The sequence below is a fragment of the Pseudomonas sp. NFACC25 genome (genome assembly GCF_900100935.1).
GTDB lineage: Bacteria > Pseudomonadota > Gammaproteobacteria > Pseudomonadales > Pseudomonadaceae > Aquipseudomonas > Aquipseudomonas marginalis.
In genome coordinates this window covers 14,328-27,479 of sequence record NZ_FMUC01000024.1, presented here as the reverse complement: position 1 = coordinate 27,479, position 13,152 = coordinate 14,328, and the positions used below count along the sequence as shown (strand labels likewise).

The 13,152-nt window shown below is 64.1% G+C and carries 13 protein-coding genes and 1 pseudogene; 5 read left to right on the top strand and 9 right to left on the bottom strand.

The genetic code is table 11. From position 1 onward, the window contains the following. Positions 1-77 precede the first annotated feature (77 nt). On the top strand, positions 78-896 hold the full coding sequence (locus BLQ09_RS30325) for an alpha/beta fold hydrolase (protein ID WP_027607561.1): 819 nt from the start codon (positions 78-80) through the stop codon (positions 894-896). Between the two features lie 46 nt (positions 897-942). On the opposite strand, the gene BLQ09_RS30320 is transcribed toward BLQ09_RS30325, so the two are convergent. Together BLQ09_RS30320 and BLQ09_RS30315 are read right to left on the bottom strand one after the other, a co-directional pair. Next, entirely contained in the window at positions 943-1,329 is a 387-nt protein-coding gene (locus tag BLQ09_RS30320) for a DoxX family protein (protein WP_092359737.1), read from the bottom strand. A gap of 81 nt (positions 1,330-1,410) precedes the next feature. Then, positions 1,411-2,286, bottom strand: coding sequence for a LysR family transcriptional regulator (locus BLQ09_RS30315; RefSeq protein WP_027607563.1), 876 nt, complete (start codon positions 2,284-2,286; stop codon positions 1,411-1,413). A 112-nt stretch (positions 2,287-2,398) separates the two neighbouring features. Here BLQ09_RS30315 and BLQ09_RS30310 point away from each other — a divergent pair, with 112 nt between their 5' ends. Then, complete coding sequence (locus BLQ09_RS30310) at positions 2,399-3,631, top strand: YbfB/YjiJ family MFS transporter (RefSeq protein ID WP_092359736.1); 1,233 nt, start codon at positions 2,399-2,401, stop codon at positions 3,629-3,631. After that, complete coding sequence (locus tag BLQ09_RS30305) at positions 3,628-4,626, top strand: NAD(P)H-quinone oxidoreductase (protein WP_027607565.1); 999 nt, start codon at positions 3,628-3,630, stop codon at positions 4,624-4,626. The genes BLQ09_RS30310 and BLQ09_RS30305 overlap by 4 nt, the downstream gene beginning before the upstream one ends. Positions 4,627-4,886: 260 nt before the next feature. Here BLQ09_RS30305 and BLQ09_RS30300 read toward each other — a convergent pair whose 3' ends face one another. The 3 genes and pseudogenes from BLQ09_RS30300 to BLQ09_RS30290 all read right to left on the bottom strand — a co-directional run bounded on the left by BLQ09_RS30300 (position 4,887) and on the right by BLQ09_RS30290 (position 7,391). Beyond that, complete coding sequence (locus BLQ09_RS30300) at positions 4,887-6,011, bottom strand: alkene reductase (protein ID WP_092359734.1); 1,125 nt, start codon at positions 6,009-6,011, stop codon at positions 4,887-4,889. A 78-nt stretch (positions 6,012-6,089) separates the two neighbouring features. Then, positions 6,090-6,767, bottom strand: a complete 678-nt coding sequence (locus BLQ09_RS30295) for a type 1 glutamine amidotransferase domain-containing protein (RefSeq protein WP_027607567.1) — start codon at positions 6,765-6,767, stop codon at positions 6,090-6,092. Further along, positions 6,764-7,391 (bottom strand): annotated as a pseudogene (locus BLQ09_RS30290) (TetR/AcrR family transcriptional regulator). The gene BLQ09_RS30295 and the pseudogene BLQ09_RS30290 overlap by 4 nt, the downstream one beginning before the upstream one ends. 172 nt (positions 7,392-7,563) lie before the next feature. Between BLQ09_RS30290 and BLQ09_RS30285 the strand changes: the two are divergent. After that, positions 7,564-8,508, top strand: a complete 945-nt coding sequence (locus BLQ09_RS30285) for a GlxA family transcriptional regulator (RefSeq protein WP_027607569.1) — start codon at positions 7,564-7,566, stop codon at positions 8,506-8,508. Here the strand turns inward: BLQ09_RS30285 and BLQ09_RS30280 are convergent. Then, positions 8,486-8,992, bottom strand: coding sequence for a GNAT family N-acetyltransferase (locus tag BLQ09_RS30280; RefSeq protein WP_043293772.1), 507 nt, complete (start codon positions 8,990-8,992; stop codon positions 8,486-8,488). The genes BLQ09_RS30285 and BLQ09_RS30280 overlap by 23 nt on opposite strands. A 177-nt stretch (positions 8,993-9,169) precedes the next feature. Here BLQ09_RS30280 and BLQ09_RS30275 point away from each other — a divergent pair, with 177 nt between their 5' ends. After that, positions 9,170-10,042: an undecaprenyl-diphosphate phosphatase gene (locus BLQ09_RS30275; RefSeq protein WP_092359732.1), complete on the top strand. Its 873-nt coding sequence runs from the start codon at positions 9,170-9,172 to the stop codon at positions 10,040-10,042. A gap of 78 nt (positions 10,043-10,120) precedes the next feature. On the opposite strand, the gene BLQ09_RS30270 is transcribed toward BLQ09_RS30275, so the two are convergent. Genes BLQ09_RS30270 through BLQ09_RS30260 form a run of 3 tightly spaced genes read right to left on the bottom strand, consistent with a single transcriptional unit; the run spans position 10,121 to position 13,152 of the window. Next, the gene (locus BLQ09_RS30270; RefSeq protein WP_092359731.1) at positions 10,121-11,083 is read right to left on the bottom strand and encodes a Dyp-type peroxidase; all 963 of its coding nucleotides are present in this window, start codon (positions 11,081-11,083) and stop codon (positions 10,121-10,123) included. A gap of 49 nt (positions 11,084-11,132) precedes the next feature. Further along, positions 11,133-11,951, bottom strand: coding sequence for a sugar phosphate isomerase/epimerase family protein (locus BLQ09_RS30265; RefSeq protein WP_092359729.1), 819 nt, complete (start codon positions 11,949-11,951; stop codon positions 11,133-11,135). A gap of 1 nt (position 11,952) precedes the next feature. Further along, entirely contained in the window at positions 11,953-13,152 is a 1,200-nt protein-coding gene (locus BLQ09_RS30260; RefSeq protein WP_092359727.1) for an NAD(P)/FAD-dependent oxidoreductase, read from the bottom strand.

The following is a 13,152-nucleotide window of genomic DNA, read 5'->3' as shown; positions in this document are numbered from 1 at the left end:
ACACCCGTACAAGCCCCCGGCCCGGTTTCGGGCAATAGTGAGGCTGGTTTTTCAGTCCCTCAATCAAGGAGTTTTCCATGAGCACATTCGTTGCCAAAGACGGTACCCAGATCTACTTCAAGGATTGGGGCAGCGGTAAGCCCGTGCTGTTCAGCCACGGCTGGCCGCTGGATGCCGACATGTGGGAATACCAGATGGAATACCTCAGCAGTCGTGGCTTTCGCACCATCGCGTTCGACCGCCGTGGCTTTGGCCGCTCGGACCAGCCGTGGACCGGCAACGACTATGACACCTTCGCCGACGACATCGCGCAGTTGATCGAACACCTGGACCTCAAGGATGTGACCCTGGTGGGCTTCTCCATGGGCGGCGGCGACGTCGCCCGCTACATCGCACGCCACGGCAGTGCACGCGTGGCCGGCCTGGTGCTGCTGGGCGCAGTGACGCCGATCTTCGGCCAGAAGCCCGATTATCCCCAGGGCGTGCCGACCGAAGTGTTCGACGGCATCAAGGCCGGGTTGCTGAAAGACCGTGCGCAGTTCATCGCTGACTTCAACACGCCGTTCTTCGGCATCAACAAGGGCCAGGTCGTTTCCGAAGGTACGCTGACCCAGACCCTGCAAATCGCCATGCTGGCGTCCCTCAAGTCGACCGTGGATTGCGTCACCGCCTTCTCCGAGACCGACTTCCGCCCGGACATGGCCAGGATCGACGTGCCGACCCTGGTGATCCACGGTGACGGTGACCAGATCGTGCCATTCGAGACCACCGGCAAGGTGGCGGCCGAGATGATCAAGGGCGCCGAGCTGAAGGTGTACAAGGATGCGCCCCACGGTTTTGCCGTGACCCACGCTCAGGCCTTGAATGAAGACCTGCTGGCGTTCCTCAATCGCTAAAACACCCGCTCCTTATTTTGGCCGGGCTCGCCCGGCCTTTTTTTGCTCAGGAGAAACGCTGGCTCAGCACCAGGCGCCCTGGCCCGCTGATCAGCAGCGTGGTGAACATGATCAACAGCAGCCAGCCGAATTGCCCTTCCAGCAGCGTCCACTCCGGATGCACCACCACCATCGCAATCAACAGCACCGCCAGAATCGGCAGGCACGCCAGGCGCACCAGCACCCCGGCGATGATCAGCAGCGGGCACAACACTTCGGCGAAAATCGCCAGCAGCAAGGTGACATGGGCGCCGAGGTGAAACGGGTCTTCGATCTGCTTCAACTGCTCGCTGTAGTTGAGCAACTTGGGCAGGCCATGCACCCACAGCAGGAACAGCGCCCCGCTGCCTCGCAGAAACAACAGCCCCAGGTCCTGGTGTCTTGATTCGTTCATATGCGCTCCGGTGGGTTGACAGGTTATCGACCTCGATTGTGTCCACAGAGCGGTACGCACGCTTGCAACCGTGTGCTGACCTCACTCCCCGGTGCCGGCAAACCCCGCGACGATTTCATCGATCACCGCTCGCACCCGTGCGGTGTGGCGCAGGTCGGCGTGGGTCACCAGCCAGACGTCGTAAGGCAACGGCCGCGTGCGCTCCGGCCACAGGCGCACCAACCCGTCGCGCTCACCGGTGAGGATCGGGATTTCGCCGATGCCGATCCCGGCGGCGATGGAGCGGCGCACCAACAGGCTGGAACTCAGGGCGGCGACGATGCGCCCACGGCCCAGGGGTTCCGAGACCAGGGTCATGTCCTTCTGGGTTTGCAGGTACGGTTGATAGACCACAAGATCATGCCCTTCAAACAGGCTGCCCGGCTCCGGCGTACCCTGGCGATCGATATAGGCCTGGGACGCAAACAACCCCACCGGCCAGCGCGCGAGACGCCGGGCGATCAGGTCGGGGCTGTCCGGGCGGGTGTTGCGCACGGCGATGTCGGTCTCGCGTTTGGCCAGGCTCAGGAACTGGGTAGACGCGTCGAGCTGCACGCGCACATCCGGGTGCTGGATGTGCAGGCGCGCAATCGCCGGGATCAGGAAGTCGATGGCCAGGGAGTCGGTGGTGCTGACCCGTACGGTGCCGGTCAGGCGGTCATCCAGGCCCTGGATCTGGCGCTCCAGTTCCAGAGCCGAGCGTTCCATTTTTTCCACCGAGTGCAGGGCGGCCTCGCCGACGGCGGTCAGGGCGTAGCCTTCGGAGGTGCGCAGGAACAGCGTGGCACCCAGGGACTTTTCCAGGGCGTTGACCCGCCGCCCGACTGTGGCCTGGTCGACCCCCAATACCCGTGCGGCCCCGCGCAACGTCGACTCGCGGCAAACCGCCAGGAACACCCGTGCATCATCCCAATTCATGCGGTTTCCTTATGCTGCATATCTGCATCACAGCGACGTGTATTCGCTGCATTATTGCATCCAAAAACCTGGATATGCTGGGCACCAGAGAAAAATACCCAGGACCGCCATCATGTTCGACACTCACGCCCCACCCCGCCGCTCCGTGTGGCTGCCGATCTTCGCCGGCCTGTGCGCCAGCCTGGTCAGCATCGGCCTGGCACGCTTTGCGTACACGCCGTTGATTCCGTCGCTGATCCAGGCCCACTGGTTCAGCGCCAATGACGTGGTGTACCTCGGTGCCGCCAACCTGGTGGGTTACCTGATCGGCGCGCTGATCGGGCGGCCCATTGCCCAGCGCACCTCGAACAGGACCGCGCTGCGCATCATGATGGTGGCGGTGACCCTGGCGTTCTTCGCCTGTGGCTTCCCGCTGTCGGTGGTGTGGTTCTTCGCTTGGCGGCTGCTGTCGGGGATTGCCGGTGGCGCAATCATGGTGCTGGTGGCGGCGACCGTGTTGCCCCATGTACCGGCCGCACGCCGGGGCCTGGCCAGTGGCGCGATCTTCCTCGGCATCGGCCTGGGCATCGCCGGTTCCGGCACGCTGGTGCCGCCGCTGCTGAGCCTGGGCTTGCAGCAGACCTGGTTCGGCCTCGGCCTGCTGGCCGTGGTGCTGACCGCCGCCAGCTGGTTCGCCTGGCCGGCGGGCACGCTGCATGAAGACGCGCCGCCATCCGGCGCGGCCGTAGCAACGCCTTCCGGCGTGTACCTGCTGTTCGCCCAATACGCCTTTATGGCCGCGGGGCTGGTACCGGCGATGGTGTTCCTGGTGGATTACGTGGCCCGTGGCCTGGGGGCCGGGGCGCATATCGGCGCGATGATCTGGGTGATGTACGGCCTGGGGTCGATTGTGGGGCCGGTCACCTACGGGTTCCTGGCAGACAAACTGGGGGCGCGCTTGAGCATCCGCGTGGTGCTGGTGGTGCAGGCAATTGCCGTCGGTGCGTTGCCGTTTGCCGGCTCGTTGACTGGCCTGGCGGTACTCGCGGTGATCCTCGGTTCTTTCCCGCCGGGCATCGTGCCGTTGGCGCTGGCGCGGGTGCACGAACTGCTCCCCGACCATCATCAGCAGCAGGTCGCGTGGAGCCGTGCCACGGTGTCCTTTGCGACTTTCCAGGCACTCTCGGGGTTTGCCTATTCCGCCCTGTTCAACGTCAGCGGAGGCCAGCATGCGCTGTTGTTCCTGATCGCCGCCGGGGCGATAGTGGTCGCCCTGGCCCTGGAGCCGGGCATGCGCCTGCTGAACCGCCGGCCGTCCGACGCGGTCCCAACCCATACGCTCATCGCTGCAGGTAATCTGAAATGACGCTTCCCAAAGAAATGACCCTGATCGAAATCACCACCCCCGGTGGCCCCGAGGTGCTGCAACCACGCCGGGCAGATGTGCCGGTGGCGGGCCCCGGCGAGATCCTGATTCGCGTGCATGCGGCCGGTGTGAATCGCCCCGACGCCCTGCAACGCGCCGGCAAGTACCCGATGAAACCCGGCATGAACCCGCTGCCTGGCCTGGAAGTGGCGGGCGAAGTCGCCGCGCTGGGCGACGGCGTGAGCGAATTCGCCGTGGGCGATAAGGTCTGCGCCCTGACCAATGGCGGCGGCTATGCGCAGTTCTGCACGGTGCCCGCCAGCCAGGCGCTGCCGATTCCTGAAGGCATGGACTGGATTCAAGCCGCCGCCGTGCCGGAAACCTTCTTCACCGTGTGGGCCAACCTGTTCGGCCTCGGCGATGCCCACACCGGCCAGCGCGTGCTGATCCACGGCGGCACCAGCGGCATCGGTACGACCGCGCTGATGCTGTGCCGCGAGTTCGGCATCCAGGCCTTCGCCACCGCCGGCAGCGCCGACAAATGCGCGGCCATCGCCCAGCTGGGCGGCGAGCCGATCAACTACCGGGAACAGGATTTTGCCGAGGTCATCGCGCAACAGACCAACGACCAGGGTGTGGATGTGATCCTCGACATCATGGGCGGCTCGTATCTGAACAACAACCTCAAGGCCCTGGCCATGGACGGGCACCTGGTGATGCTGGGTTTCCTCGGCGGCGCCAAGGCCAACGACGTCGACCTGCTGACCATCCTCGGCAAGCGCGCGGTGATTACCGGCTCACTGTTGCGTGCGCGCAGCAAGGCTGAAAAAGCCGCGATTGCCGAACAGTTGCGCGAGTACATCTGGCCGGTACTGGAAGCCGGGCGTTGCCTGCCGATCATCGACAAGGTCTACGCCTACACCGACGCCGCCCAGGCCCATGCGCGGATGGAAGGTGGGGACCATATCGGCAAGATTGTGTTGCGGGTAGAGTAACCAGCAGGCAACACAAAGCAAATGTGTGAGGCGCAAGCAGCAACCTGTAGTGAGCGGGCTTGCCCCGCGCTGGGCTGCGCAGCAGCCCCAAACACAGCCCCGGAGCTGCCTGACACACTGCAGCGCCCTTATTGGGGCTGCTTCGCAGCCCAGCGCGGGGCAAGCCCGCTCACCACAAAAAGCCCGCTCACCACAGTTAATAGTGTTCCTTCTTAAATGGCTGGAATCAGGGCAAGCCCCCTCCCACATTGACCGCGTTCTTACTCGGAATAGGTGGGGTAGTCGATGTAGCCCACCTCACCGCCACCATACATCCCCTCTTCCCGCAGCGGGTTCAACGGCCAGCCCTTGAATAGCCGTTGCGGCAGGTCCGGGTTGGCAATGAACGGCCGTCCGAACGCAATCAAATCCGCCAGCCCGGCGTCCACCAGTTTCGCGCCGCGTTCAGCGGTGTAGCGACCGGCGTAGATAATGCGACCGCTGAAGGTGCTGCGCACGGCCTCACGGAAGCTGTCGGGCAGCACGGGGGCGTTGTCCCAGTCGGCTTCGGCGATGGACACGTAGGCGATGCCCGACTGTTCCAGCACCTTGATCGCTTCGATGTAGGTGTGGTGCGGGTCTTCTTCCACCAGGCCGATGTACACACGGTCCTGGTCGGTGCCGCTGAACAACGGCGAGAACCGCACGCCCAGGCGCTCCGGCCCGACCACCTTGCTGACGGCTTCGACGATCTCGCGCAAAAAGCGCAGGCGATTGTGCAGCGAACCACCGTACTCATCGTCGCGCTGGTTGGCATGGGCCGAGATGAACTGGTTGACCAGGTAACCGTTGGCCGAATGAATTTCCACGCCGTCAAACCCAGCGTCCAGGGCATTGCGCGCCGCTTGGGCGTACTGCCCGACCAATTCTTCGATCTCCAGCACGCTCAACGCTCGCGGCACCGGCGGCTGCATCAATTCGCCGACCCCCGGCCCGGTTTGGATAAAGGCCTTGGCTTGCCGGGCTTGAATCGCCGACGGTGCCACCGGTGCGGCGCCGTCAGGCTGCAAGGCGTTGTGGGACACACGGCCCACATGCCACAGTTGGGCAAAGATCACCCCGCCTTCGGCATGCACCGCGTCGGTGACCTTGCGCCAGCCGTCGATCTGCGCCGGGGTGTAGATGCCCGGCGTCCAGGCATAACCCTGGCCACGGGGTTCGATCTGGGTGCCTTCGCTGACCATGAAACCGGCCGTAGCGCGCTGGCGGTAATACTCGGCCATCAGGTCGGTGGCGATATCGCCGGGCTGGGCGCTGCGCTGGCGTGTCAACGGTGGCAGCACGATACGGTTGTTCAAGGTGTGATGACCCAGTTTGACCGGGGTACTTAAAACGCTGTTAGTCATTGGGGTATTCCAAATTCGAGACGAGCAAAAGCATTGGCGACTGTTGCAAGTCGCCAATGAATGAAAGGGTTAATTAACTTACGCGGTGAGTTTGAGCAGCGCCTTGGCCACGTCACTGGAACTGGCAGGGTTCTGCCCAGTGATCAGCAAACCATCTTCGAGCACGAAGGATTGCCAGTCGGCGCCCTTCTGATAGTTGCCGCCCAGTGCCTTGAAATCATCTTCAATCAGGAACGGCACCACCTCGGTCAGGCCCACCGCCGCTTCTTCCGAGTTGGAGAAGCCGGTGACGCGACGGCCCTTGACCAGCGGCTCGCCATTGACCGCCTTGACGTGACGCAAGGCGCCCGGTGCGTGGCAGACAAAGCCGATGGGCTTGCCGGCACGCTCGAAGGACTCGATCAGGGCGATGGACACCGGCGACTCTGCCAGGTCCCACAGCGGGCCGTGGCCGCCTGGGTAGAACACGGTGTCGAAGTCGTCAGCGTTGACCGTGTCCAGCTTGACCGTGCTGGCCAGGGCCTGTTGCGCGGCAGGGTCGGCGGCAAAGCGGCGGGTCTGCTCGGTTTGCGCGTCGGGCGCGTCACTCACCGGGTCCAGGGGCGGCTGGCCACCGGCCGGGGACGCCAGCACCAGTTCGGCGCCCGCGTCCTTGAACACGTAATAGGGTGCGGCAAATTCTTCGAGCCAGAAGCCGGTCTTGCGGCCGGTGTCGCCAAGCTGGTCGTGAGAGGTCAGTACCATTAATACTTTCATTTTCCAGTGCCTCGATCAGTGAATGTCTGTGTGTCCAGGGCAACCCAACAGCTGTCGGGTCAGCAGCAACGCCTCATCAAACGGCGCGGATGTCCGGGTGATCTTGCTCATGACGCTGGTCCCCAGCCACAGCGCGTACAGGCGCCGGGCCAGGCTTGCAGGGGCTTGGTCGACGTTCAGGGAACCGTCCTCAAGGCCACGCTGTATGGCGATGGCGAGTAAATCGATGGTGCGCGACGTGCCACGTTCCAGCGCCAGGCGCATGGGCTCTGAAAGGTCTGACACCTCCGCACCCAGTTTGACGGCAAGGCATTTGCCCGCATCGGTGCAACCGGTCTGATTGTCGATCCAGGCCTGCCAATAACGCATCAACTTGGCGTGCTGGGATAGACCGGGTTGGTCGAACAGTTGCTGCATGCCGTGCACGTAGTTGTCGAAGTAGGTGTCGAGCAACACGACACCGAAGCCATCCTTGGAGTTGAAGTAGTGATAGAACGAACCTTTAGGCACCTGGGCGGCTTGCAGTATTTCGTTCAAGCCCACCGCAGAAAAACCTTTGCGGCCGACAATCAACTGCGCCGTGTCGAGAATGGTCTGCCGTGCACTTTTAGTTTCGCTGCTCATGCTTCACTCCGTCCGATTAGACCAGTCGTCTAGTTCGTTGAGGGAATGTTAGGGACCACGCCAACCCCTCACAATGTCATATGCGCAAGGATTCCGGACATGACCCGAAGTCGGTTGCCGTTTTCCCGGCAGCCGCCGACAATCCACCCTCCCACGCCCCTGGAGACATGCGATGCACAGCGTTGCGCTGATGGTTTACCCGAACTTCCAATCCCTGAGCCTCAGCCTGGGCTCGGTGTTCGAGTGCGCGAACCTGCTGCGTGGAGAGCCCGCCTATGAGTTTCACCTGGTGTCGGAAAGCGGCGGCGCCGTGATGACGTCCCAGGGCTTCTCGGTGAACACCTCGCCCCTGCGGCCCCAAGGCTATGACACGCTGATCGTCAGCGGTTACCTGGAGTTTCGCCTGCCGGAGGCCAACCTGCTGGCACTGGTCAAGGCCGCCTCGGCTCAATCGCGGCGTGTCGCGTCGCTGTGCATGGGCATCTTCGTGCTGGCCGAGGCCGGTTTGCTCGACGGCAAACGCACCACCACCCACTGGATCCACGCGCCGGCCTTTCGCAAGCGCTACCCGGATATCCGCCTGGAAGAAGACAAGCTGTTTATCGTTGACGGCCAGGTATGGACCGGCGCCGGCATGAGTGCCGGGGTGGACATGGCGCTGGCCATGGTGGAGAACGACCTGGGCAGCGACCTCGCCCGACGCATTGCGCGCAAGCTGGTGATCGCCCAGCGTCGGGGCAGCGAGCAATCGCAGTTGTCTGCACTGTTGGAGTTGGACCCCAAGTCCGACCGTGTGCAACTGGCCCTGGCCTACGCCCGCGAAAACCTCACCCATGACCTGTCGGTGGACGCCCTGGCCGAGGTGGCCAGGCTGAGCCCGCGCCAGTTCAGCCGGGTATTTCGCGAAGAAACCGGGCAGACGCCGGCCAAGGCCATCGAATCCCTGCGGGTTGAAGCCGCACGGGCGATGATGGAAACCAGCCGTCATCCGGTGGAAGTGGTGGCCCGCGAAACCGGCTTCGGTGATCGCGAGCGCATGCGCCAGGCGTTTCTAAGGGCGTTCGGGCAGCCGCCTCAGGCGATGCAGCACACCTTTAATGCAACACCGCCCGCGTAACCAGGTAACTCATCAACTGCGGGTCATCCGCCAGCTCAAGGGCCTGCACTGGGCGCGGCAGGTTATCCAGCACCGTACGCCAGAACGCCTGGGACACTTCGTCCTGGTCATAAAACCGCACCAGCCAATCCGCCTCGCCGCTGCACAACACCTGGGTGGCGATGGCGCGGCCGATGCCTTTGCGACGATAGCGCTTGAGGATAAACAGGTCGGCCAGTTCCAGGGCGTCGATGCCCGGCAACTCGCTGCCTTCGATCAGCAGGAAGCCGGCGATATAGCCGTCCACCAGCAACAGGTTGGCGCTCCAGTGCGGGTCTTGCCAATAGCGGTTCAGGTGCTGGTCATGGATGTAGAAACGGCCGTCCGCCTCGACATCTTCCTGCTCCCAGTCCGACGATTCATAGGCGTAGTACTGGTAGAGATTGCGGATCAGCTCGGCTTCTTCGGGGCCGGTCTGGATCAATTCCACGGTGGTTTCAGGCATGGGGCTCTCGGTCAAAAAACGCAGGGCGCCATTGTTCACAAAACCTCGGCGCAGTCCAATAGTGCCGCGAACCTTTCTACTTGCTGAACCGATTGCAAATAGCGGCGAGCCCTGCCGAAGCGCTGAAACATTTCGAATAAACTCCGCCGGCTCGCCACTTTTTCAAGGACACGCACTTTGACCAACGTTTGTACCGCCGGCCTGGATGTGGGCTTCGCCTCCCTGGATTACCTGCAGATCTTTATCCTGGGCGTGATCCAGGGCATTACCGAATTGTTGCCGGTCTCCTCCACCGCCCATATGCGTGTGGTGCCTGCCCTGCTCGGCTGGCAAGACCCCGGTTCGGCGTTTTCGGCGGCCATGCAGCTGGCGGCACTGGCGGCGGTGGTCAGTTACTTCTGGCGCGATGTGCGCCAAGTGACCACGGGCAGCATCGGCGCGGTGCGCCGGGGCGACTACAACGATCCATGGTTCAAGCTCGCGGTGGCAATTGTGTTGGCGACCATTCCGATCGGGATTGCCGGGCTGGCCTTGTCGTCGACCCTGAACGCCTGCAATTCGCCGCTGCGCGGGCTGCTGGTGATCGGTATTTCCTGCGTGGTAATGGCGGTGCTGCTGGCGGCGGCCGAGCTGCGTGCCCGGCATACTCGCGAGGTCAGCCAGATGCGCCTGCGGGATGCGCTGATCGTCGGGGTCGCGCAGATCGGCGCGTTGATTCCGGGCGTATCGCGTTCCGGCTCGACCCTCACCGCGGCCCTGTTCCTCAACTTCAAACGCGAAGAAGCCGCGCGCTTTTCCTTCCTGCTGGGCCTGCCCGCCATCGCCCTCGCCGGCTTGAAGGAGCTGTGGGTGCTGCTGCACGCCGATATGCCCGCCCATGCCTGGCCGCATTTGTTGTTCGGGCTGGTGGTGGCCAGTGTCTCGGCGTTCTTCGCGATCTGGGGCCTGATGAAGTTCCTCGAGCGGTTCTCCACCTGGCCGTTTGTGATCTATCGCGCGCTGCTGGGGGTGTTCCTGATTGTGGCGGTCAGTACCGGGTTGCTGGGTTGATATAACACCCCGTCTCAACCCGGCATCAATCTCATGTGGGAGGGGGCTTGCCCCCTCCCACATTTGAACTGCCTTGCCTTATAGCCCGCCCGTACGCTCCGCCAGTGCTTCGAGCAGGTCGGCCGATGGCACGAAAAACAACCCGCCGGTGACCGCCGTGCTGAAGTCGAGCAAGCGGTCGTAGTTGCCTGCCGGGCGGCCGACGAACATGTTTTCCAGCATCTGCTCCAGCGGCTGCGGCGAGCGTGCGTAGCCGATGAAATAGGTGCCGAACTCCCCGGCACCGGGGCGGCCGAAGGGCATGTTGTCGCGCAGGATTTTCACTTCTTCGCCGTTCTCGTCGGTGATCACGGTCAGGGCGCTGTGGGCATTGCTCGGCTTGGCGTCTTCGCCTAACTCGATATCCGACAGCTTGGTGCGCCCGATCACCTTCTCCTGGGCTTCGACCGTCAGGCCGTTCCAGGCGGTCATGTTGTGCAGGTACTTCTGCACCAGCACGTAGCTGCCGCCTTCGAATCCGGGGTCTTCGTCGCCAACGATAGTGAAGCCCACGGCCTTGCGCCCCACCGGGTTCTCGGTGCCGTCGACAAAGCCGATGATGCTGCGCATGTCGAAGTAGCGGAAACCCTGGACTTCATCCACCACCTTCACGCTATCGCCCAGCGCTGTCATCAGCTGGGTGGCGAGTTCAAAGCACAGGTCCATCTGCTCGGCGCGGATATGCAGGAGGATGTCGCCGGGCGTCGACACCGCCATGCGCCCTTCTACACCGAACTCCCGAAACGGGTGCAACGCCGCCGGGCGCGGCGTGCCGAACAAGCGGTCCCAGGCATCCGAACCAAAGCCGCAGACGCAGGTGAGGTTGCCCGCCGGCACGCGCTTGCCCACCGAACGCACCAGCCCGGCGATGTCTGCGCACCAGGCGCGCACGCCTTCTTCACTGCCGGGGGCGATGGTGGCGACCATAAAGATCGCGCTGCTGGTGATCGGGTGGCAGACGGACTGCGGTTCAAGAGGCGGCTGAACGGAGGAAGTCGGCATGGGGCAAATCCAGGCTAAGGGCGGGAGTGAACCCGCGCAGGTTAGCAGATCATTTCCGGCACGCCTGCCACACGTCGCGAATCAAGGCCTTGAGCTGCAACGCCTCGGCCCAGCGATCACTGATTTCACGCCCGTCGGCACCGGTGATGGCATAGGGCGGCGGGCCCAGTTCGCAGGTGAAGGACAGGCTGTGCGGGGTGTCGGGGCGGGCCAGCCAGTCCTCGATCCCGTAGCGCCACCACTGGGTAAAGCGTTGCACCCAGGCCTGGTGCTGGGGGAACGCCAGCGACACCTGCACCTGTTCACTGCTGGCCACACGACCATGAAAGCCCCAGCTGTGGCGCAGGATCGTGCGGATCTGCTCATCGTCTTCAACGGCGCCGGGCTCGGGCAGCTCGCGCCCGACCACGTAGTGAGACAGGTCGGCCAGCAGCTTCAAATCGGGCATCTGCGCCAGCAGGTCGAGGGTGAACAGCAGGTCGTTGGTCAGGCGATAGCGGTGGGTTTCCAGCAGCACCGGAAAATCCACCTGCTCGGCCAGGCGTTGCCAGCCTTCGATCAAGCGGGCGGCTTCGGTTTGGGTGCGCGGGCGCACATCGGCTTGCAGGGTGAGGTGGTGGCAGCCGTGGCGGCTGATCACATCCAGTGCGGCCGCCAGGTCGTCGACGCTTTGCGGGAACAACTGGCCTTCGATCCGCAGGCCCCGCGCCGTGGCGGCGGCGTGCAGGCGCGCGACATCGGCGGCGTGCCAGTAGTGATCGGTAATGCCGTCGAAACCGGCGGCCTTGATGCGGTCGAGTTGGGCCTCCAGGGGGCCGGGCTCGGTGTGCATCGCCCAGAGGGATTGGAATACCAGGAATTGGCGCATATCAGCCTCGCAGCAGGTGTTTGAGGGACACGTCGGGGTCGGCCAGGCTGGCCGCGTTCAGGGCGATGCGCGCGTTGATCAGGCGTTCGCACAGCTTGATGTCCTTGGCCACGCTGTTGCCGGGGCCCCAGCCGCAGGCGCCTTGCAAGTGCTGGTCGGCGTCGAGGTAGAACAGCAACAGCCCCGCGCCCGGCAAGGCACGGCTGACGGTCAGCGGCGTGATCACGCCCACGGTCTGCAAGCCCCAGTCGTACTGGTCGGACCAGAAGCCGGGCAGCGCTTCGAACGGCTCCTCACGCCCGAGCATGTTCAATGCGGCATGCCGCCCTTGCGCCTCGGCATTGCGCCAGGTTTCCTGGCGCTGGTACTCACCGCCGAGGCGAAACTCGCACACGTCACCTGCCGCGTAGATGTCCGGCACGCTGGTGCGCAGATGCGCATCGACGCGAATGCCCTGCCCCACCTCCAGCCCCGCCGCCACGGCCAGCTCGATATTCGGTTGCATGCCGATGCCGACCACCACCAGGTCGCAGGGCAGTAACTGCCCGTCCACCAGTTGCACCGCCTCTGCATGGATCGACTCCAACGCCACATTCAAGCGCACGTCGACACCCTGTTGGCGATGCACCTGCAGCAGCGCCTCGGAGATGACCGGCGCCAGCACCCGGCCCGCCAAGCGTGGCCCGGCTTCGAGCACTGTCACCTCACAGCCCAGGCCACGAGCGGTCGCCGCGACTTCCAGGCCGATAAACCCACCGCCGACAATCACCAGCCGCGCTCCGGGCCGCAACGCGGATTTCAGCGCCAGCGCTTCATCGTGGGTGCGCAGGTACAACACGTTGGCCTGCGCCTGGGGCAGACGCCGCGCCCTGCCCCCGGTGGCCAGCAACAGGCCGGCGTAGGACAGCCACTGGCCGTCGGCCAATTGCAGGCGGTGCTGCGGCGGGTCCAGTTCGCGGACCGGGTTACCGGCGATATGTTCGATGCCCAACTCGGCGAGCCGGGCGCTGTCGCACAGGCTGCAGCCGGCCAGGTCCATGCTGCCTTGCAACAGGCCCTTGGAAAGGGGCGGCCGCTCGTAGGGCACGTACGGTTCGTCGCCGATCAGGATCAGGCGCCCGCTGTAGCCTTCCTCGCGCAGGGTCAGTGCCGCGCGGCCACCGGCATGGCCGGCGCCGACGATGATCAGGGCTGCGTCCAT